Source organism: Clostridioides sp. ES-S-0123-01, from assembly GCF_020658415.1.
GTDB lineage: Bacteria > Bacillota > Clostridia > Peptostreptococcales > Peptostreptococcaceae > Clostridioides.
Genome location: NZ_JACVWD010000004.1, coordinates 143,219 through 167,072, shown reverse-complemented (window position 1 = coordinate 167,072; position 23,854 = coordinate 143,219). Strand labels below are relative to the sequence as shown.

Below are 23,854 nucleotides of genomic sequence, written 5' to 3'. Positions count from 1 at the left end.
ATGATAAGTTAATAATATATTTGTTTTTAATCAAGGGTACAATTATTGATTCGATATTACTATACATAAATAAAAAAACAAAGGTAATCCAGTATTTAAACATCCAATTACCTTTGCTTAGGTTTGTATTTTATATAATAATCAATACCTATTTATCAATAAATAATTATTAATTCTATTTTATTATTGATTTTATTACTAATTTCATTTTACTTTTTTATTTTTTAAATTTATCTGATTATTATTTAATAAGTAAATTAAAACACTCGAAGCTACAAATATAAACATACTATCTTTGATACCTAAATCGCCTGTTTTAGGAGATTTTTCTTTAATTTCTGCTTTAGATGCTTTTATATTAGAACTTTCTCTAGCTTTCATTTTATCTAAATTTTTACGTTTATTCTCATTTGAGTTTTTAGTATCCTCATTATTTGCACTGTCTTCACTATCATTTAAATTATCTTCATCACCATTTAATACTAAGTTACTCTCATTACTTTTAATTATCAATTCTTCCTTAGTTTTAATGCTAATTCTTCCATCTACACTCTTGCAGATTTCTTTTTTATACTCTATATACTCAATTACTGCGCTTTCTAAACTTCCGAAATCTTCTAACATTGGTTCTTTTGATAAGCAAGGAAATTCATCTCCACCTAGTGCTATATAATCATTGGTTGTAACTGTATACTCTTTATTCATGTCAAGTGATTTTCCATCTTTCATAATACCAGTTATTTTTTCTCCTTCTTTCTGCTTTGGGTCAAAATAGTATGAGATTCCACCCACTTGTAAAAAGGCTGAATTTTTTTCTGGATACAGTTTTACTCCATGTTCTAAAACACTTTTAATTTGTTCTCCTGTAAGTTTTTTAGTAACTATAGTATTGCTAAAAGGGAATACATCTGCAATACTTCCTATTGTTATATCCCCTTTTTCAATTGTATCTCTTATATTCCCCCCATTAAATAGCGAAATATCTGCTTTAGTTTTATCTAATAAGATATCACCTATTAAATTTCCTAGATTCGTTTCTTTTGTCCTTACATTTTCATATGAGCCATCTAGAGTATTTTTTGTTACTCCTATCACTTTATCTAAAACTTGTTCCTGTTGTTTCTTTATTTCACCAATCTTTTCACTTATGTTAGAATCAAGCTTATACTCTAATGCTTCTTCTTTTTCAATTAATCTTGCTGATTTATTTTCTATTTTTATATGTTCTGTATCATTAGTATCCAATGTTAACTTTACTTCACCAATATGTTCTAGATATTGCCCTGTGCTTACAATCAGTGTATCACCAACCTGTTTACCATTTTCAAACTTAGTATGGCTATGACCATCAATAATTAAATCAATACCATTAACTTTATTTGCTATATCTATACTATTTGGCTTACTTAAACTATTAGTTCCAATATGTGATATTGCAACTATTACATCAGCACCTTTTCTTTTTAATTCATTTACTTGCTCTTTTGCACTTTCTATAGGATTTCTAAACTCTAATCCTTCTACATTTTTAGAGCCTGTCTTACTTTTTGTTTCTTGGGTTGTAAGCCCAAAAAATCCTATTTTTATACCATCTATTTCTTTTATATCATTACTGTCAAATATGTTCTTATCATCTTCAAATATATTTGATGCTAAAAATTTTAAAGTTTTATCTCCTGAATTAGCAATTTTAGATAGCTCTAATAATCTATCCTTTCCATAATTGAAGTCATGATTTCCTGGAGTAATATAGTCATATCCAACACTTTTAATTAATTTAATTGCATCTTCACCTTTATTCATATTTACTATTGGTAACCCATGTAAGCAATCTCCTGCATCTACTAAAATTGAATTTGGAGTTTCCTTTTTTAATGTAGCTAGATTACCTATTTGTATATATTCATCACCTTCAGCATATCTTCCATGTATGTCATTAGTGTGAAAAATTGTTATTTCTTTAGATGAGTTTTCTATTTTGTGCTTAGAGTTATTTAATTGTTCTACGCTTTTATAGCTTTCTTCAAAACTCTCTAGTCCATAAGAAATAAAACTCTGGCCTGTTGTAATTAGAATTATAATTACTAAAATTAAATATCTTCTAATTTTCAATATAAGTTATCCTCCTAAAATTAGTTTCAGCTTTAAAATAAGACTCTTATTTTAAGATAAAGCTTTTTAGATAAATATTAGAATATATGAAGTTAATCATTTCGATTTTAATATTTATCTATCAATTTAATTTTGTCCATATCCAACAAGTTTTAATCTAGTTACATTTTTTCACACTTATATTTTCATTTATTTTATATGTATTTTTTAGAACCTTTTTAGCTGGTCTCTTTTAAAAGTCCATTGAGGAACTGTTAAATCCCCCTCAAAATTCAAGTTATACCAAGGACTTAAATTTGGTTGTTTACGATTAATAAGAAGCTGAGTTTGTTGAGCAGGCATATAACTTTGAGCTATCATAAAGACCTTTTCTCCGGTTTTTTCATTTTCTGCCATATCCATAATTATACTTGCATGTCCTGGACTGCCTCCAACTATAAAAACATCCCCTATTTTCATATCATCAAGTTGCACAGGTTTTAATTCTTTTTCAAGTGATAAAGTGCCTGAATAAGCAAATACTATATCCATAAATTTTCTAAAACTATCATATGATGTTGAATATTCACTTGCTTTATACCAACTTGAACCACTATCTTTTACTGAAATCCTATATCCTTCTGCCCATTTTGAATACTTAGCCTTAAAACCATCCACAAAGTCAAAGCTTATTTCATCATATCTCTTATTCTGATACAGGTATTCTGCTCTCATAAGCATAATTGCATCTGCACATTGATGCAAATCTCTATCACCAATATTGACATCGAATACACTATCATAGATACCTTTTGATTCCTTAGTTCTACCATCGTAATACTTAACTTTCTCACCATAATTTTTCAACTTAGTATTCCTCAAAAAACTTTCGAAGCTACCTTTTTCTACATCAACCCTTTTAAATCCTTTTGGTGGCTCATACCTATCTTTTAATATATTTTCATCTTTATGTACTACGATAGATTGCTCTTCTTTTTTAGAATTTTGAATATGGTTAGAACCTTCAACTGTTTTTTTACTTTCCCCATTACTGCATCCAACTAAAGTCAACATCATCAATGATAAAATAGTAATTTTCTTTGACAGTTTCATTAGATTTACCTCCTATAAATTTTTCAAAAATAAATGTAAAGTTATACTTATAGAGTTCTTGTATACTATTATACAAAATTTCTATTTACTAATATTTCTTGACTCAAATGCACATTTATTGTTGTATTTAATGTTAAAATAATTATAATAGGATATCATAATAAAAACAAACAACAGATTTGTGTTAATTTTAGAAAGGGGAAAAAATGATAGATTTAACTTTACTTGGATGTGGTGGAAATGTACCCATGCCACATAGATTTTTGTCTTCTGTATTCATGAATTATAAAGGCAGAAAAATACTAATTGATTGTGGTGAAGGCACTCAAGTATCTATGAAGTTGAAAAAATGTGGCTTTAAAGATATAGACTTGATTTGTATAACACATTTACATGGTGACCATATATTTGGACTTTTAGGGCTTCTATCAACGATTGGAAATAGCGGTCGTACAAGTGATTTAACTATAGTTGGTCCTATTGGAATAATTGATTGTATTCGTTCTATGAGAAATTTAGTAGAATACATACCCTATACTTTAAAAATTATAGAAAATCCTCAAGGTAGTTTTTCTTTAGATAATGAGTATTTGAAAAACATAGAGATTTCAACAATCCATTTAGAACACTCTATAGAGTGTATAGGATACAGTTTTAATTTTAAACGAAATCCTAAATTTGATATAAATAAAGCAACTCAAAATAAAGTTCCTAAAACAATATGGAAAAATCTTCAGGATGGTCAAAGTGTAGTTTTAAATTCAAAAAAATACACTCCAGACATGGTTTTAGGAGAACCAAGAAAAGGAGTTAAAGTAAGTCTTACAACAGATACAAGACCTATAGACTCAATACCTAACTTTATAAAAGATAGCGATTTATTTATATGTGAAGCTATGTATGGTGATGATTTAGATATTTCAAAAGCTGTCAAAAATAAGCATATGACTTTTAGAGAAGCTGCAAACCTTGCAAAACTAGGAAATGTTAAGCAACTTTTATTGACACACTTTAGCCCATCATTAGATATGCCTAACATGTACTTAGAAAATGCTACTAATGTTTTTGAAAATACGATTATTGGTGAAGATAGACTTAGCTTACACTTAAATTTTGATGAATAATTAATTTTACAGCTTTAGTAAAAATTATACTTAATAAAAATTTAGGAATGAACTTACCTTAGATAAAATTATTTTAGGGTAAACTCATTCCTTTAATATTTATTACTGTTATTTAATTTATTAATAGTTACTTAATTATTAATAGTTATTTAGATAAAATTATTTAGATACATTTCCAGCTACATTTAATACATCCCAGGTTCTTGCAAATGGTGGAGCATAACATAAATCTAACATCCCAAGTTGACTTGTGGTCATTTTTCCAAAGATAGCAGCTGCCAACACATTAGTTCTTTGAACAGCATCTTTAAAACCAGCTACTTGTCCACCTAAAATAACTTTTGTCTCTGCATCGTAAATAAGTTTTACATATATTTTATTTCTTCCAGGATAATAGTGAGTTTGATTATAATCAGAAATAAATTTGGATTTGAAGTTTAATCCCAAATCACTAGCTTGTTTCTCTGTAATTCCAGTTGAGGCAGCCTCCATATCCATAACCTTTATACAACTTGAGGATAGAGAACCTTGATAAGAGACTTCTTTACCTGCTAAGTTTTCTCCTACTATCCTACCTAATTTATTTGCTCCAGTTGCTAAAGGTATATATGCATTTTCATTACTCACTATATTCTTTATAGTTGCACAATCACCAGCAGAATATATATCTTCAACAGAAGTCCTACCATATTCATCAACTACTATAGCTCCATTTTTTAATGTTTTTATATTTGTATTTTGTAAAAATTCCGTGTTAGGTTTTACACCAGTAGCAATTATCACAACATCTGTATCTATTGTACCTTTATTTGTTATTACTTTTTCCACTTTATCTTTTCCAGACAATTCTACAACTATCTCATCCAAATGCAATTTTACATCGTGATTTCTTATTTCATCCTCTAAGACATCTGTAATTTCCTTATCAAATACTTGTGGTAATATTCTCTCTTCCAATTGAACTACATGTACATCTTTACCTAATTTTTTGCATGCTTCAACTGCTTCTAATCCTATAAATCCAGCACCTATTATTGTTACTTTTTTTATTTCTTTTCCACTTAATAATTTTTTTAGATATTCTCCATCATATAGGCTTTTTAGTGTAGAAACATTTTTTAAATCTATATTTTTTATAGGAGGCAGAATGCTTCTTGCCCCAGTTGCTATCATCAATTTATCATAGTAATCTTCGTATATCTCATCTGTTTTTACATTTTTTATTTTTATTTTCTTAGACTTAGTATCAACTGCAACAACCTCTCTAAATATATTTAAATCAATGCCCGATTCTCTAAGTTTTTCAGGTGTTCTTGCCAATAAATCATTAGCATCATCAAAAAAACCACCTACAAAATATGGCAACCCACAAGCTCCAAAAGACACTATTTCAGTTTTTTCATAAACTACAACCTCGTATTCAGGTTTAATTCTTTTTAATTTCGCTGCAGCACTCATACCAGCTGCAACACCACCAATTATTATTACTCTCATTTTATCTCTCCTTAGACGTCTAATTAATTTCTCTACTTAGTTTAAACTTTTCATTTAATATCTATTCTATGTATATATTTTCATGATAACTTTAGTTATTTTTTTAACATCTTTTTATTTGAAATCAAATTTTATAAAAGTTGTTCTTACATCCATTAATCTAATTCAAAGTCTTTAAACATATATTATACCCCCTTTTCATCTATTTAATCATATTTTGATAAATTAAATTATTTTATTCTATCTCGGTAAATTGTGATATAATATTGACATTTTTTTAATATATTGATATCATTTAAGCTTAGAAAAATTTATTTTTAGACAAAGGAGAAAAAATATTGGAAAACTCATTCTTATCACAATTTCTTATGATTACAGATTTTAAAACGATTTTTTTCATATTATTACTTATAGGTATATTTTTTATTGTTAGACAATTTGAAAAGAAAAAAATCAAATTTTCATTGAGAACAATATATGCTACAATAATTGGTCTTATATTGGGAATTATTATTCAAGCTTTTGCTGGTTTTCCTACTGATACAACTCAAATTACTTGGTTACAAGAAGTAAGCAAATGGTATAGTTTATTTGGTTCTGGATTTATGGACTTATTAAAAATGTTAGTAATACCTTTAGTTTTCTTATCAATTATAAAAGTAATTATTAACATGAAAGATAATAACCTTGGAACTTTGACATTTAAATCTTTAGGAATGCTCCTTATTACTACGGCTATAGCAGCAATTGTTGGAATTGTTGTTGCAAACACGATGAGATTAGGAGTAGGAGCTGATTTATCCAGTTTAGGTGGAAATCAAGAGCTTAAGGAAATAAACTCTCTTGTAGATACTTTAAGAGGATTATTACCATCAAATCCTGTAATGGCTATGGCAAATGGAAATATTGTAGCTACAATAATATTTGCTACATTTATAGGTACCTCAGTAAAGAGACTAAGTAAAAAACATTTTGAAACTATAAATCCATTTATAGATTTTATAGAAGCATCTTACAAGATAATTGTTAGTGTATCTATGACTGTTATCAAATTTATGCCTTATGCTGTAGTTGCACTACTTGCTAATACAATAACTTCACAAGGTATTAGTTCAATAATTTCTGTTTTATATTTTATATTAGCTCTTTATATATCAGTTGCAATATTATTTGTTATACATTTAATTTTTATAACTTTAAATGGTCTAAATCCTATTACTTATATAAAAAATTCAACTGAAGCTCTACTTCTAGCATTTACTTCACGTTCTAGTTTGGGAACATTACCTGTTACGATAGAAAGTTTAGTACAAAATCACGGAGTTGATGAGGGTGTATCAAGCTTTACAGCAAGTTTAGGTGCAAACATGGGTATGAATGGTTGTGCTGGCATATATCCTGCTTTAATGGCTGTTACTCTTGCTAATATGGCTGGAGTAAATATGGATATCAGTTTTTATGTTATGCTGTTAATTGTTATAACAATTAGTTCACTTGGAATAGCAGGTCTTCCAGGAACTGCTACAATAGCTGTTTCAGTTGTTATTTCTGGAGTAGGTCTTGGCTCTTATTTCCCACTAGTTGGTGGAATACTTGCAATAGACCCTATACTAGATATGGGACGTACAATGATAAATGTCAATGGTGCTATGGTATCTTCAATTACTGTAGGTAAGTCACTTGGAAAAGTTGATAAAGAAGTATTCAATAAGAAAAACATTTCTTAAAAAATATTATAAAAATAAATGGCTAACATAGTACAAAGTTAGCCATTTATTTTTTATTTTATTTACAAAATGGAAAAAATTCTTTTGTAAGGTTTTGAGGATATACAGATATAAAAACAAAGTCATAATCTTGAGACTTTGCATATTCTAATATATCTCCATCATAGTATCTAGGGTCTATCATATCCATAGTTGAACAAACAGAAGAAAAGAATGCTGCTGTTGGTACAATTAATGAGTCCTTAACAAATAACACTTTTAATCCTTCTGGATTTTCTATATTTTTAATTTTAACTAGTGGACGATTCCCCAATAAGTATGTAAAATATTTATCTGATTGTCCATCCATTAAATTAAGGTCAGCATTAAAAGGGTATGATAATATCAAACTCTCTTCAAACCTTCCTTTTAATTCAAATTTTTGAGATTTAGAATCTGTATAGTATGTATAATTCGTCTTAAATTTAGGATAAATTAGTGTAAAATCATCTATTCCACCATATAAAATTCCCGTCTTCCTTCCCATAGAACCAAGAAATGACCTAGGATATACAATCGAATTATAGTTTTCTTTATCTCTATAATAATAATTTTCATCTAATTTCATGTTATATTTTTTATTAAGCTGTTCAATCAATTCTCCAAATGCCCAAAAAGAAGTCTCTACTTTCCAATGGTGGTCTGTTTTAAAGAATAACTCATCTTTTGAAATACCACTTTTTAAAATATTTTTTCTAAAATCTATATAGTCAACATTATCATTTTTTAGTTCATTTAAAAAATTATCTGCTGTCTCATTACTATAGGAATAAGGTATGCCTTTAGGAAACTGTGTTACTCCTTTTATATATTTATCTGGAGTCATTAAATAAACTAATTTAGTATTTTGTTTATCCATTTCCTTAGAGAACTTACTTACTCTGTCTGACAATACATCAACTTGATTTGGAGATTTAGCAAAATATGTGTAATGCATTTTGCCAGAAGTATCTTTCACAACACTAAACTTTGAAAATTCATTTTTACCCATTAGTTTTTGCAAATATCCATAAGTTTCAATAAAAGTATTTTTATATATCACTTTGTCATTTACTGTATTATCAATAGACGATATAGTATCCTTTAAACTATTCTTATCATTAATTGATTTTTTTATTTCTTGTATCATATCTTTTCCAGAATAACAGATATTAGAGATAGAGAAGGTGAATAAAACAACTAAGAATATAATTGTAGTTATTAGCCTTACTTTAAAAAATCTATTCATACTTTTCCTCCTCAGCTAAAAATTAAAGTAAATAAATGGATTATAACTTCCAGTTACTAAATATGTCACAGAAATAAAGAACAATAAAATAGAACAAATTGGATAAAATAAATTAAATAATGTACTGTATTTAGCTTGTTCAACAACAAATTTATTAACTTTTTTTGCAATAGGTACACTAAAAATAAATGCAAATATAAAGAAAATCAAATATTCTTTCAAGAACATATATGTATAGTCACTCCACATAACTCCACTTGCACCAAACATAGCTTTAAAATAGTTATATGCTTCATTTAAATTTGGAGCTCTAAACAGTACCCATCCAAAGTTTACTACTAGTAAAGTATAAATATGTTTTATGAGATTATGATTTTCAATCTTTTCAAACATTATAAATCTCTCTATAATTAAAAAAACAAAATTCAAAATCCCCCAAATCACAAATGTCCATTCTGCACCATGCCATATTCCAGTAAATAACCATACTATAAACATATTTCTAATCATAATGTCTTTATTTAAAACTCTAGAACCACCAAGTGGAAAGTATATATAACTCTTAAACCACATTCCTAAAGAAATATGCCATCTTCTCCAAAACTCAGAAATTGATTTTGAAATATATGGATAATTAAAGTTTTCTTCAAATTTAAAACCAAACATAAGACCTAAACCTATGGCCATATCTGAATACGCAGAAAAGTCAAAAAATATTTGTAAAGTATAAGCTATTGAACCAAGCCAAGCCAACGATGTAGCTATTGAACCTTGACTATTCATAGTGTAAATATAATCTGCTACTATTGCCATATTATTAGAAATTAATATTTTTTTACCTAAACCAGTTATAAACCTACATGTTCCAATAGAAAATTTATTCCATGTTTCTTTTCTGTTATGAATTTGTTCTGCAACACTTTCATATCTAACTATAGGCCCTGCTATTAATTGTGGGAAAAAAGCTATATATAATCCTACATAAAAAGGATTCTTTTGAACTTCTCCATGTCCACGATAAACATCTATAACATAAGACATTCCTTGAAAGGTAAAAAATGAAATACCTATAGGTAAAACAATGCTTGGAATCGCAAGTTCTGTATTAATAAGCGAACTAATATTTCTTAGTGCAAAAGCTAGATATTTAAATATAAATAGAACACCTATATTATATATACACATCAAAATCAAAATAATCTTTACTTTTACTTTACTTTTTCTATATCTGTCTACTATCAAACCAAATATATAATTCATTATTATAGAAGCTATCATAATAACAACAAATTTCGGCTCTCCCCAGGCATAAAAAAATAAACTAACAATAAGTAATATCATATTTTGGATTGTCCGATTAAATCTAAATAAATAATATAATACCAAAGTTATTGGCAAAAAATAAAATAAAAAAATCAAACTTGAAAATAACATGCTATACCTCCTCTCTTTACTCAGTTTTTAAGTGTTTTTTCCAATATAAGTATATCCCTAAGCATATTGCTAATAAGGATATAAATAAAATGCGAATAAAATTTACACTATTATTCATAGCATTTACTGTTTTCATATTTTGTACGGTTGGTGATTGTTTAGGGGATACTAAGGTATACGGAACACCATCTTTATCTTTTTGATTAATACTCCAAGACTGAGTCAATACTATCTTCTTTCCAACTTTAAACTTGTCATCAACATTAACTTTTAAAATAATTTCTCCAGGTTGTACTTCATTATTTAATGTTAATTTACCTTCCTGAGATATATTTACATTGTTTTGTTTTTCTACAAATGAGTACTTAATTTTTGAACTCTGTTCCAGTCCTGACACTTTATATTGACTTATACTTTGACCCAATACAGGTATTTGTACTTCTTCATCGCCAATTATTTTAATATTATGCAAGGATTCAAGTTGCTCCTCTAAAAGTAAAGATACTTTTCTTATAGTAATAACATTATGTTCTTCACTAGATGGAATAAATGTGATTCCCCACCCGTTAATATCTGATAGAACATCTGAATCTAACATGACATTATTTTTATCATTTATAAAACTGCTAAAATTCACATAAATTTTTCCCTCAAACTCACCTGGTATATCTATGCATCCATCTTTTATTTTATCTGAATATATTATATTTTGATTTTCAATAAATATTTCGCTACCTTCTTTTAACTTAAAGTCAAGCGTATCCTTACTTTGTATGTTTAAATTAATTCGCTGAGGACTTTTATTCTTATTTTGAATCTCAATATAAAAATTATGGAATACATTCCAGTCATCTTTTATATTTTTATAAATATATAGATAACGTTCTTTATTATTTTTAGAACTATCTGTCTCTATTTTTATACTTGTATTTTCAGGTATGATGTTAGCACTTAAATTACTTTCCACCTTTTTAAAAGATAAATCTAAATTTTTATTACTTATTCCTGAACTTGTAAAAGTACTGTTTATAAAAAAAATAAACACTAAAATAAAATATTTTAAATAACACAAAAATACTTTTAAAATTTTCATTTTATCTCTCCTAAATATATTTCATTGGCTCAAACTCATCTGTGCATTCGTCTTTCTTTTCATTAGGTTTTGAAATTATAATTGTTTTATGTTGTAATATCCACTCCATCATTTCCTCTCTTAAAAATAAATTTTGCATTATACTATCAATATTATTTACTTTGTATAAAACACCCCTCATATCGGCTTTACCTTCACATAAATCACACTCAAGTATAATATTTTCATTAAGTTCTATTTCTATTTTTTGAGGATAAATATCTTTATTTTCAAAACCTAGTAATACATACTGATAATTAAAATTTACCAGTTTTACCTTACCTATATTTTCTATATCACTTTGGAAATTTGTATTAATTCTTGGACTTCTTCTCGATAAAGTTTTAGATTTTTCAATACGTTTTTTTACATTAATTTGCAAGTCATCAAAAAAACCTAATTGATTAGATATTGTCATTGGCAAAGTCGGCACCCTATCATGAACAATACACATCCAATTATCAAATTGATTATCTTCAATGTGTGTAATGTAACATGCATACTTCCACTTTGAGTTTATTTCCACAACATTAACTATCTTTGCCTTCATACTGGCTATATATATTTCATTTCCTGATTTTTCTTTAAACTCTACCTCAAATTCTTCTGGAGAAATATACTCTGGATTTTCCAACAAAAACGCAAATCCATTTTCTGATATATCAATTGTTTTTGAAGAAAGAATGTACGAATTTTGCTTTAGTTTAAAATCAATTTCAGCAACATAACGCTCAGATTTTCTTAATTGTTGTCTTCCTGATATAAACAGCATGGCCATAACAAGATTAAAAAGATTTCCAATTAACCAAAACAGTACGACTGAGTATGTCATTGAATTCATTTTAAATATTGATATAAACATCTTTAAGATTCCTATTATAGATAGCACTATGTATATAAAATATGGTGCTCCTTGCAAAACCTTATATATTCTTTTTTCTTCTGCTTTACTCTTATTGGTCACTGAAAATTTATTCTTAGATATTGCAAATGTTTCAAGTATTACTGCTGGCATTAAAGACTGAAACATTATAGTTTCATATATATTAGTCCATCTTGTGTTTCTTATATTTTGAGAAAATATTTTAAGGGATAAACTACTTAAAATATACATAGGTAACCAAAATATCAATACTTGAAGTAATGTGCATTTTACAACAATTACATTAAAGACTGAAAATAAAATGGGAGCCATTATATAAGTAAAGCGTTTTATACTTGCATACCAATAAGTAATTGAAGAAATATAACTTATTTTCTGCCAAAATCCTAAACCTTTTCTAAACAAAATATTCAATCGTCTACCTGTCTGTATGCATCCACGTGCCCATCTTTCACGTTGTTTAATAAGGCTTTTTAAATCTATTGGAGATAATCCTGATGCATGTACTTCTGGAATAGCATAGCATCTATATCCTTTACTTTGAATTAAAATACCTGTTGCAAAATCTTCTGTGATAGAAAAAGTATAAAATCCTCCAACTTCATCTAAAGCTTCTCTTGAAATAACTGTATTACTACCACCATAAATTACAGAATTGGTTTTATTTCTAGCTAATTGAATATCTCTATAAAAATAATCTTGTTCATTTGGAATTCTACCTTCAGAGTGTAAATTAAATTGAAATAAATCTGGATTATAGAAACTTTGTGGTGTTTGCACAAAACCAATCTTTTCGTATTGTTCTTTTTCTCCATCTTTTTTAGCCTGTTCATTTTTTAAAAAGTATGGTACTGTATCAATTAAAAAATCATGCATTGGTATCATATCTGCATCAAATGTAGCAATCAAAGGAGAGTTTGTATGCTGCATTGCATTATTTAGGTTTCCAGCTTTGGCTCCTTCTCTTTCTGTTCGAGTTATATAATTGACACCCATTTTTTCTGACAGAAGACGCATTTCTTCACGATTACCATCATCACATATATATATATGTACCTTTTTCTTATCAGGATATTGCATATGAAGACATCCATTTATTGTTTTTCTTACCAAGTCAACAGACTCATTATATGTTGCAATAAATACATCCACAGGTGGATAAAGTTCTTCACTTATAATTGGCTTTTCAGGATACTCAATATTAGACATTCCATAATAATGTACAAACATTTCCATCATCCCTATTAACTCCACTGAAAGTAGTATTATCGCACAAATTAATGCAAACATCCCTTCTTCTTTAGGTATTGTATAAAAAATTCTCCACAATATATATATAATATTAGTAATAATAGTTAAGGTTATAAGTACCTTTTTTGAATTTTTCTTCATCAAATCACCTCTTTCCTACTAGTGCATTCAATATCTCTTCATCCCAAGTACCTTCAACTTGATTATATATTCCAAATCCAGAGGCAAGTTCCCAGTAAGCCCATGAAAAATTTCGTTTTTCAGCCTCTTCTCTTACTGCTTTTATCCAAGCTACTCTTGAAGCTTCTGGTGCCTCTTTTGTTATTCCAAACTCTCCCAATAAAACTTTTACATTATTTTTATTAGCCCATTTCTCTACTGTATCAAATCTTTTCTTTAGATACTCAAGTTGTTCATTTGTTCCTTCCCAAGTAATATTGCTTAAGTTCTCAAACCCTTTATGATAGATATTTCCTTGGAATGCAAAATCATTTGGTTCATAATAGTGAAATGAAACTACTATATTAGAATTTTTAGGAATATTTAAATCCTTTAAATAATCAATTTGGTAGTAATTGTATGGACCCACTATAATTGTCCTTTTAGGATTAGTTTTTCTAATTATATTTATAGCTTCTTTAAAGTATTCATTTAGTAACTGTGGAGATAGGCTTTCTTTAGGCTCATTTAATAATTCAAAAACCAATTTTTTATCATATTTTTGATATCTATTAGCTATTTGTTGCCATATTTTTAAAAACTTCTCTTTATTAATTTGTGGTTCTTTCATAATGTCTTCAAAGTGATGTAAATCTAACACAACTACTAACTCTTTATCCAAAGCATACTTTATATGTCCATCAATCTTTTTGAAGAATTCTTCATCAATTTTATAATCATTAGAATCTGAGGTGTAATCAGAAAATCTTACTGGTATACGGACTGTATCAAAACCTGCCATTTTTATATCATCAAAATACTTATCTGACATTTTAACATCCCAAGGAAAATTTTTTGGTGATTCTAACGCATTACCTATGTTTATTCCTCGTTGCATTGTAACTTTATCATTATCTCCTCTTATTATAAAATAAAATCCAATAAAAGCTATACTCAAAAAGGCTGCTATACTAATACCTATTCTTTTTATGTTCCTCTCCCCCTAACTTATTTTTTGTATAATATTACTTTACTAGTTTTAGTCTATCTATAGAAGCTTTAATATCATTAGTACCCTATTATAACAAATTAAATTATATCATGTTATCTCTAATTATGCTTCTTTATAAATTTTATTCTAAATATACTTTTAAAAAAATATAAGGCAGTATATCTTAAAATAACTTTGATTATTTCTCGATATAATGCCTTATATTTTTTATAACTTATCTAACAAATCTAAAACTTGTTTTTTGACCTTATCATATCCAAAATTATCTAGTGAATATCCAAGCTCTATATTTCCGAAACCTTTAATTTCAGCATTTTCTTTTTTATTTAATAGAGTTTGCATAAGCTCAACTTCTATATATTCTCTTCCCTTTTCTTTTTCTAACATAGTAAATAACTCAAAATCTTGTATGCCAAATCTTAAGTTTTCCATTCTAACACTTCTAACAGGCTTTAAATCTTTTCCAGGATAAACAAAGAACATATCTCCAGCTTTCCAAATAGGGAATTTGTAACTTGCGTCTTTCCAAGGGTCTTCTGTCCATAAATTATAATCCCATCTTAAAAATCCATCAAGACCAAAATAATAAGTGTACCACCCTATTATTCTATTTTCTACAAAAGGAGAACTTATAAAACTATTTGGTTTTTCTGGGAAACAACAAACAAACCAAGTCAATATTCCACCTTTATCATGCATTTTTTTCTTTAGATTTTCTATATCTTTATAATTTTGAATAGTAAGTTTTAAATTTATTGACATGTCATCAACTTCATCTTTAGCTCTATCTAAAAAGTTTTGGTCATGAGTTGCTGATTTATATTTAACTTGATGAGTACTTACAGTAGAGTTTATAAATTTGATACACTCTTTTACAACCTCTGGATTATTTGGTTCATCGGCTATAATTCTGATGCTATCCCATAGACCACATTCTATTAAATGATTTAATACTAATCCTATATACTCTTTTAAATCATCTGTATTATTTATGAATTTAAACACTTTGTCTTTTTCATCAAAGTATCTTACTCTTATAGGGTCTTTATAGCCCTCTATAGGGTTTCCAAACTCTCCAGCACACCAATTACCTAACAGACCAAATAAATCTATCTCCTGAGCCATTTTGTACTTACTAGCTATACTTATATACTTGTCCATGCTTTCAAAATTACACTTGATATTTCCATCTAAATCTTTTGAGACACCTACCATGTTGTATTCATATAAGTTTGATGGATTTTTATAGACTTTATAACAACTTTGACCTGCCCATGGATAATCTGAAACTATAACTGTTGCAACTTTTTCTCCTAAAGATGCTAGTTCTTTGAGATAATTATCTATTATCTCAAAATGTATATCAGACCACAATTCAACTTTATACATTCTAGCTAGACAACTTGGATGTTGCCATAAATCTAAAAAGAATTTACTTTCGTCCAAAGGCTTTAACACAACATTTTTTACTTCTATAGGCACATCAACTGTAAAAACTTTTTCTTCATCTTCATAACCAAAACTTTTGAATATATCAATACTTATATTAAACTTATTTCCTAAAAAATCCTCAGGTACTTGCCCTTCAATCCAAAACGTTTGAGGCAAATATTGTTCCACTAGTACATCTTTATCTCTCAAAATAGCATCATTTACAAATGCTTTTGTATCATCTTGAACGTACCCTAATATATTTATACTAAAATTATTTTCTAATCCATCAGGCACATTTAGACCTAATCTTACTCTATTTCCCAAGCCTTTCCATGATATAGCACTACTACCATCAATTGTGCAATTAAATTCTTCTGTAGCTTTCAGCATAATTTGAAATGCAAATTTTTCACCTTTAGCTACTACAATATTTAAATCCTTATGTTCCCAAGTTTCAGCTTCTATAACTGAATATTTATTGTGTTTAAATGTGCAATCTTTCAATATATATGAAATTTCCATGTTTTGATTTCCTCCGCATCTATAGTTTTATTTTGTATTTTTAAATTAGACTATTTAACCTTTTATACCAGATAAAGATACACCCTCAACAAATTTACTTTGTAAAATTAAATAGAAAATAAATGGAGGTAAAAATGTTATTGTTGCTCCTGCCATCATTTGTCCATAATTTGTTATCTGGAATGTCTTAAGAGTGGATAACCCTACTGTTAATGTCCTCATTGCATCTTTAGTTGTTGCTATAAGAGGCCACATAAACTCATTCCATGCTCCCATGAAAGTAAATATAGCTAGTGTAATTAATGCTGGTTTGATTAGAGGTAACACTATTTGTACTAAAATTCTAATGTCTGAACAACCATCTATTTTTGCTGATTCTAAGAGTTCTTTTGGTACTCCTAAAATAGCTTGTCTCATTATAAATACACCAAATGCAGTTGGTATTGGCATAATAAGAGCCAAATAACTATTTATCCATCCTAAGTGTTTCATTATTATATAAAGTGGTATCATTGTAACTTGAGATGGTATAATTAAAGTCATTATCATAAATAAAAATAACTTATCACTACCTTTAAAATCCATCTTCGCAAAAGAATACCCTGCTAATGTACTAAATACTAAGTTTAACAGTACTCCTGAAAAAGATACTATGGCTGTGTTTAAAAAATATTGCGTAAATCCTTTTTTAGTAAATATATCTATATAGTTTTGAAGTGTTACTGTTGAAAAAGATATATCCAAATTGTATGAATTATATGTTACCTTTAATGATATTATCAACATGTATATAAATGGTACTAAGCTTGTACATGCTATAAATAATAGCAACCCATCACTCAATAATCTCTTTGTTGTTTTCATATTATACCTACCTTTCTAAAAATCTGAACTGTCTCGTTTTACAAGTTTATTTTGTAAAATTGAAACTACTGCTATCAACAAAAATAATACATTTGCTACAGTCATTGCATATCCAGAATTGAAGTTTTTAAAGTTTAAGTTAAATGCATGCATAACTATACTCATAGTAGATATCCCTGGACCTCCACCTGTCACAGTATAAACCAAGTCAAATACTTGTAACGACCATATTGTTCCTAAAAACACAACCATTATTGTAGTTGGCTTTAGTAGTGGAACTGTTATTTTCATAAATTCTTGAAGTTTTGTAGCTCCATCAACCTTTGCTACCTCATAACAATGTTTTGGTAAATTCATTATAGCTGAAATATAAATTACCATAAAATATCCTATATTTTTCCACATAGATATAAACATAAGCGTAGGGAGTGCTGTTTTACTATCTCCCAAAAGTTTAGATGATTCTATTCCAAAAGCACCTAACAATTGATATATAATTGAACCTTCTCCATTTAATAAAGCTCTCCATACCATACCAATCAAAACCATAGACGACAATACAGGTATAAATATAGCTCCTTTAGCAAATGAAGCTATTTTACTATTTCCTTTTCCTGTAATCCAAACTGCCAAAATCAACGATAAAATAGTCTGGCAAGGTACTACTATAATAGCAAATTTAATCGTATTTATAATAGATACTTTTAATGTCTCATCTGTAAATAATTTTTTATAATTTTCTAAGCCTATAAATGTTGCTGGACTAATAATATTGTACTTTGTAAAACTAAAGTATATTGACATTATTATTGGTAATACATAAAATGCCACTAAAATTATGCCCAATGGTAATATGTATATATATGGTTTAATATTTAATTTTAATTTTTTTCTTGTTGAATTTTCTTCAAACTCTCTAACTAAGTTATTCATTTTTATCCTCTCCAATATAAATATTAGCATTGTACTTATAAATACAATGCTAATTTTAATCTGTAAAGTATTTTATAACATCTTACAGCCTTAAACTTTTATTGTGCTAATAAATCATTTGAATATTTTGCAGCATCATCTAACGCTTGTTTTGGAGTTTTATCTCCTGAAATCATAGTTTGAAGTTCTTTCCATAAATATTCATATATTTCAACACCATGTGGTCCTACTACCAATGGTCTATATACATCCTTATCATTTTCAACCATTGCTTTAAATCTTTCATCACCTTGATATGGTTCACCTTTTGTTATTGGTGCTCTTGGTATCGCTTTATGGAATTCTGTCATTGATTCAACACTTAACATATGTTGTATTAATTTATATGCAAGTTTTTTATCTTTTGCTGATGACATTAAAGATAAATGGTCTACTGCTCCAAAAGTTGCAGCTTTCTTGTCTTCTAAACCAGTCACAAATCCCCAATTTAAATCTGGGAATGACTTATCAAATACACTTGTTGCAGCAGAAGACAACATTATAGTAAAGGCTGCTTTCCCTGGTCCAAATACACTTTCTATCATTTCATTGCTATCTTTAGATAAAGAATCTTCAGGTACATATGCTTGTAATTCTTTTAAGAAATTAGCTGCTTCTAAACCACTCTTATCATTAAATTTAACTGATTTTAAATCATCATTAAATATATCTCCACCAGCTTGCCATAAATATGGATACCAGTTCCAGTTCATGTTACCAAAAGTTTTAGCTCCCCATCCTTGAGCTAATCCCCATTGGTCTATTTTTCCATCGCCATCAGTATCCTTTGTTGCTTTTTGGCAGATTCTTTTAAAATCTTCCCATGTTTTAGGAGGTTTTTCTCCTATTTTATCTAGAATATCTTTGTTGTAGTATAATACACCTGGATTTGCTGCTTGGAATGGCATTCCATACATTCCACCCATCATTTCAGATGTTTTTATGTAAATAGATTGTTCTTTATCCTCTTTAGTTGCATAGTCAGTTAAATCTTCTACTGCTCCACTTTGTATAAACTGAGGATACATTTCTGCATACATATATCCAACATCAGGGCCTTCATCAGCACTTATGGCTGTTGCAAATTTTTCTGAATAATTTTCCCAAGGAATTATCTGTAAATCTACTTCACAGTTATTTTTTTCCTCAAATTTATCTAAAATAGGGTCCCAAACTTCCTTCATATTATCTTCTACTGGTGGCATCCAAAGAACTAGCTTTTCTTTTTCCCCATCCTTTTTTGCATCTTTTCCACTACCACTTGAACACCCTGTTATAAGTGTTGTAGTCATAATTGCCACCATAGCTAGTGAACACAATTTTTTCAACATACTCACCTTAATTCCCTCCATCTTGTTTGGTTTTTCTTTTTTCATTGTAATTCTACATAATTTTACTCCATTTAAAATATTATCAAAGCATGTATTTCTTGTCTAATCAGTTTTTTCTATATATTTTTTTTTATTATAGTTTTTTTCTATAGTGCCATTTTTAATTTTATTTTTTATGGCAATCAATATAGTTAAAATAAACTAGAATCTTTTAGTAAAATTTTTAATTTTAAAGTCTCTTTTATTAAATTACAACACAAAAAATAGACCATATAATTATATGGTCTGTTTTCATCTACTTAAAAAAGTTTATTTTTTAGGTCTAAGTTCAGCTTTATCTCTTTTTATTTCTTCTAATATTTCTTTTAAATTATACTCAACACTAGAAAGCACATCTTCTGCATATTCAATTGAACCAATTCTTATCTCATTGGCTATTCTTTCAGCCCTATCAACTATATCCTTAGCTCTTTGGTCTGCTTGAACAACAGGTTCACTTGACTCTACATAGGCTTTTACTACATCTTCAGAATTTTTCTTTAATTCTTCTATATTTTCTTGATATTCTTGCTGTATTCTTTCAGCTTCTTTTTGTGCTTGTTCAACTATGTTTGTAGCATCTTGTTTAGCTTGGCTTATTATTTTATTTCTTTCTTTATTTATCCAGACTGCCTGTGTTACTTCCTCTGGTATTAAAGTTCTTATATCATTAACTATTGCTAAAACTTCATCCTTATCTACAGTGCATTTATGAGAAAACGGAATTGTAGAAGCACTTCTAAATATCTCCTCTAACTGATCAAATAGTTCAATCATTTCTAAATCTATCTTCATATATCAATTACCCCCAGTAGTTTTTTTCTTTAATTCTTCCAAAACAATTTTTGGAACCAAATTTTTTATATCAGCATCAAAGAGCAAAACCTCTTTTATTAAAGATGAACTTATAAATGAATATTTTGTACAACTTGGTAAAATTATAGTCTCTATATCTGGATTAAGCTCTCTATTCATATGAGCCATTTGAAGCTCATAATCAACATCTGCACCACTTCTTACACCTCTAACTAATGCTCCAATTCCATTTTCTTGACAGTAACTTATTAATAGCCCATCAAAAGTTACAACTTTTATATTCTCTAGATGGCTTGTACTTTTTTTTATAAGTTCTACTCTTTCATCAAAGCTAAATAGACCTTTTTTATTAGGATTATTTAGGACTCCTATTTGTAATTCGTCAAATAACTTCGAAGCCCTGCAAATAATATCTAAATGTCCATTAGTGATTGGGTCAAAGCTTCCTGCAAATATAGCTTTTCTAGGTTTATTTTCCATTTTATGCCTCCATCTTATAAAAAGTTAATGCAGTATTTCCATATTTTTTATCTTTAGTTTTTTCTAACTTACATATTTTATCTGGAAATAAATCATTAGTATCATGTTCTACAACTATTATTCCATCTTCATTCAATAAATTGGAATTATCAATTTTTTCAATAGCTTCTATAAACATATTTTTATAATACGGAGGGTCCATAAAAATTATGTCAAATTTACTATTTTGTAACTTAAGCTTATCTATAGCAGTTTTAAAATCAAGGTTTAAAATAAAACTCTCATTTTCAACCCTTGCTTTTTTTATATTAGATTTAACAATTTCTATACTTTCTTTACTAATATCTACAAAAGTACATTCTTTGGCACCTCTTGACAAACACTCTATCCCTAAAGAACCAGTTCCAGCAAATAAATCTAGAACTTCACTTTCCATTATATATGAATTTATTATATTAAATAAAGACTCTTTTACTCTATCCGTTGTTGGCCTTACATCTTCATTTTTTGGAGTATTTAATTTTAATCCTCTTGCTTTTCCTGAAATTACTCTCAATATGACAATCTCCCTTCAGCACATTCTTACATCAATAATATTTTAACATAAATTAAAATCAATTTAATGAAATTTCTTCCAATGTATCTTTAAATTTATCTATAATTTCCTTTTTAAGTGGAATATTCTCTTTCAATTGTAGATTATTATCTTCACCTAATATATATCGAGCTTCCTGCTGTGCTAATTTTAATATTTTTATATGCTTAAACAAATTTGCTACTTTTAATTCTGGAAGTCCATGTTGTCTGGTCCCAAAAAACTCTCCAGGTCCTCTTATTTCTAGATCCTTTTCTGAAATTCTAAACCCATCATTTGTTTCTTCCATTATAGACATTCTCTGCCTGCATACATCTGTTTTAGAGTCGTAAATTAGCACACAATATGACTTATGGCTTCCTCTCCCAACTCTACCTCTAAGCTGATGTAATTGTGCAAGTCCAAACCTTTCAGCATTCTCTATTATCATTAGAGTTGCATTTGGCACATTGACACCAACTTCTATAACTGTTGTTGAAACCAAAATATCTATTTCTTTATTCTTAAAGTTACTCATTACTTCATCTTTTTCACTTGATTTCATTTTCCCATGAAGAAGTCCAAGTCTTAAATCTGAGAAGTATTCAGCTCTTAATTCCTCTACTAATTCAACAGCTGACTTAGCTTCTATTGATTCACTTTCTTCAACTAGTGGACATACAATATATACTTGCCTTCCCGATTCAACTTCTCTTCTTACTAGGTTATTGTAAGCTCTATCTCTCTTGCTCTTTTCAATAGCAAGTGTTTCTATTGGCTGTCTACCTGGGGGGAGTTCATCTATAATAGAAATATCTAAATCTCCATAAAGTATAAGTGCTAATGTTCTTGGTATTGGTGTTGCTGTCATTACCAGTATATCTGGATTTATTCCTTTTAATGAAAGTCTACTTCTTTGCATAACTCCAAATCTATGCTGCTCATCTGTTATAACTAGACCAATATTATTAAATTCAACTTTATCTTCAATTAATGCATGTGTTCCTATCAATATATCAATTTCATTATTTTTAATTTGTTCTAATACCATATCTTTTTGTTTTTTTGTAAGACTACCTATTAATAGACCTACATTTATACCAAAATCTTTTAAGGTTTCAGTAAGTGAAATATAATGCTGTCCTGCTAATATCTCTGTAGGTGCCATCAAAGCTCCTTGATAACCATTTAAGACACAATTTGCAAGTGCTAAGAGAGCAACTACTGTTTTACCACTACCTACATCACCTTGAACTAATCTATTCATTATTTTATCAGAATTCATATCATTTATAATTTCATCTAATGCTCTATTCTGAGCTTTAGTCAATTTAAATGGTAAAGAACTTATTATATTCTTTAAACTTTCACTTGTTGTAAATTTTATTCCGTTTTCTTTATTTCTTCCACTTTTAAATACAAACAGTCCCAACTGTAATATAAGTAATTCTTCAAATACAATTCTATATAAAGCTATTTTTAACGATTCCTTATTGCTTGGTGAATGAATATTTCTAACTGCAAAATCTATATTACATAATCTATATTTTTCTATAATTCTTTGTGGCATATATTCTTGTATAATTAATTCCTTATCTTCAAGTACAGTCTTAATTATGCTCATAATCTCTTTATTTGTAACACCATATGTAAGTTGATACACTGGCATAAATCTACATGTATTTTTAGGTGAATTAGTAAGGTACTCTAATTCACACGATGTAAGTTCTAAGTTATTAAATCTTTTCTTAACTTTTCCAAAAACTAATATTGAATCTCCAGGTCTAAATGTATTTTTTATATAAGTTTTATTAAAAAACACTAGTTTAGCCGAACCAGTTTCATCTTTTACATCAATCTTTGTTAAAGTCATTCCTTCTTTTGGACTAAATGTATTTATATTTGATATTACTGCTTTTATTGTAGCTTTTTCATCATTCTCCAACTGCGCTATTTTCTTAAGATTGTTTCTATCTTCAAATTGCCTTGGAAAATAATACAATAAATCTTTTAATGTGAATATACCCAGCTTATTTAGCTTACATGCCTTTTTAGGTCCTATCCCTTTAACATATTGAACATCTTTATATAAATCCAACAAATATATCACCTACTACACAAAAATCCTGTACAAC

General features: G+C 28.2%; 18 protein-coding genes. 2 read left to right on the top strand and 16 right to left on the bottom strand.

Annotated elements, in window-relative coordinates; genetic code table 11:
• Positions 1–204: 204 nt before the first annotated feature.
• Both IC175_RS10675 and IC175_RS10670 read right to left on the bottom strand, forming a co-directional pair.
• The gene (locus tag IC175_RS10675) at positions 205–2,112 is read right to left on the bottom strand and encodes a bifunctional metallophosphatase/5'-nucleotidase (RefSeq protein ID WP_227835782.1); all 1,908 of its coding nucleotides are present in this window, start codon (positions 2,110–2,112) and stop codon (positions 205–207) included.
• A 207-nt stretch (positions 2,113–2,319) separates the two neighbouring features.
• Complete coding sequence (locus tag IC175_RS10670) at positions 2,320–3,204, bottom strand: DUF4846 domain-containing protein (protein ID WP_227432508.1); 885 nt, start codon at positions 3,202–3,204, stop codon at positions 2,320–2,322.
• Between the two features lie 206 nt (positions 3,205–3,410).
• On the opposite strand from IC175_RS10670, the gene IC175_RS10665 reads away from it, so the two are divergent.
• Positions 3,411–4,328, top strand: coding sequence for a ribonuclease Z (locus tag IC175_RS10665; protein WP_227432507.1), 918 nt, complete (start codon positions 3,411–3,413; stop codon positions 4,326–4,328).
• Between the two features lie 159 nt (positions 4,329–4,487).
• On the opposite strand, the gene IC175_RS10660 is transcribed toward IC175_RS10665, so the two are convergent.
• Complete coding sequence (locus IC175_RS10660) at positions 4,488–5,822, bottom strand: CoA-disulfide reductase (RefSeq protein ID WP_227835312.1); 1,335 nt, start codon at positions 5,820–5,822, stop codon at positions 4,488–4,490.
• A 338-nt stretch (positions 5,823–6,160) separates the two neighbouring features.
• On the opposite strand from IC175_RS10660, the gene IC175_RS10655 reads away from it, so the two are divergent.
• Positions 6,161–7,549, top strand: coding sequence for a cation:dicarboxylate symporter family transporter (locus IC175_RS10655; RefSeq protein WP_227432505.1), 1,389 nt, complete (start codon positions 6,161–6,163; stop codon positions 7,547–7,549).
• A 58-nt stretch (positions 7,550–7,607) separates the two neighbouring features.
• Here IC175_RS10655 and IC175_RS10650 read toward each other — a convergent pair whose 3' ends face one another.
• From IC175_RS10650 to recG, 13 genes are all read right to left on the bottom strand, one after another.
• Positions 7,608–8,816, bottom strand: coding sequence for an alginate O-acetyltransferase AlgX-related protein (locus IC175_RS10650; RefSeq protein WP_227432504.1), 1,209 nt, complete (start codon positions 8,814–8,816; stop codon positions 7,608–7,610).
• Between the two features lie 15 nt (positions 8,817–8,831).
• Positions 8,832–10,250 carry an MBOAT family O-acyltransferase gene (locus IC175_RS10645; RefSeq protein WP_227432503.1) on the bottom strand — a complete coding sequence of 473 codons (1,419 nt, stop codon included), beginning with the start codon at positions 10,248–10,250 and terminating at the stop codon, positions 8,832–8,834.
• Between the two features lie 16 nt (positions 10,251–10,266).
• The gene (locus IC175_RS10640; protein ID WP_227851504.1) at positions 10,267–11,343 is read right to left on the bottom strand and encodes a hypothetical protein; all 1,077 of its coding nucleotides are present in this window, start codon (positions 11,341–11,343) and stop codon (positions 10,267–10,269) included.
• Between the two features lie 10 nt (positions 11,344–11,353).
• Positions 11,354–13,657, bottom strand: a complete 2,304-nt coding sequence (locus IC175_RS10635) for a glycosyltransferase (protein WP_227851503.1) — start codon at positions 13,655–13,657, stop codon at positions 11,354–11,356.
• 4 nt (positions 13,658–13,661) lie between these two features.
• Entirely contained in the window at positions 13,662–14,633 is a 972-nt protein-coding gene (locus tag IC175_RS10630) for a glycoside hydrolase family 5 protein (RefSeq protein ID WP_227851502.1), read from the bottom strand.
• 261 nt (positions 14,634–14,894) lie between these two features.
• Positions 14,895–16,643, bottom strand: coding sequence for a DUF4091 domain-containing protein (locus IC175_RS10625; RefSeq protein WP_227432499.1), 1,749 nt, complete (start codon positions 16,641–16,643; stop codon positions 14,895–14,897).
• A 54-nt stretch (positions 16,644–16,697) separates the two neighbouring features.
• Positions 16,698–17,507 carry a carbohydrate ABC transporter permease gene (locus IC175_RS10620; RefSeq protein WP_227851501.1) on the bottom strand — a complete coding sequence of 270 codons (810 nt, stop codon included), beginning with the start codon at positions 17,505–17,507 and terminating at the stop codon, positions 16,698–16,700.
• 15 nt (positions 17,508–17,522) lie between these two features.
• Positions 17,523–18,440, bottom strand: a complete 918-nt coding sequence (locus IC175_RS10615) for a carbohydrate ABC transporter permease (protein WP_227432497.1) — start codon at positions 18,438–18,440, stop codon at positions 17,523–17,525.
• 98 nt (positions 18,441–18,538) lie between these two features.
• Complete coding sequence (locus IC175_RS10610) at positions 18,539–19,855, bottom strand: ABC transporter substrate-binding protein (RefSeq protein ID WP_227845603.1); 1,317 nt, start codon at positions 19,853–19,855, stop codon at positions 18,539–18,541.
• A gap of 264 nt (positions 19,856–20,119) precedes the next feature.
• Positions 20,120–20,644, bottom strand: a complete 525-nt coding sequence (locus IC175_RS10605; RefSeq protein ID WP_227432496.1) for a hypothetical protein — start codon at positions 20,642–20,644, stop codon at positions 20,120–20,122.
• Between the two features lie 3 nt (positions 20,645–20,647).
• A complete protein-coding gene (gene coaD, locus IC175_RS10600; RefSeq protein WP_227432495.1) occupies positions 20,648–21,145 on the bottom strand; it encodes a pantetheine-phosphate adenylyltransferase in 498 nt (165 codons plus the stop codon).
• Position 21,146: 1 nt separating this feature from the next.
• Complete coding sequence (rsmD, locus tag IC175_RS10595) at positions 21,147–21,701, bottom strand: 16S rRNA (guanine(966)-N(2))-methyltransferase RsmD (RefSeq protein ID WP_227851500.1); 555 nt, start codon at positions 21,699–21,701, stop codon at positions 21,147–21,149.
• A gap of 58 nt (positions 21,702–21,759) precedes the next feature.
• Positions 21,760–23,817: an ATP-dependent DNA helicase RecG gene (recG, locus tag IC175_RS10590; protein WP_227432493.1), complete on the bottom strand. Its 2,058-nt coding sequence runs from the start codon at positions 23,815–23,817 to the stop codon at positions 21,760–21,762.
• Positions 23,818–23,854 lie beyond the last annotated feature (37 nt).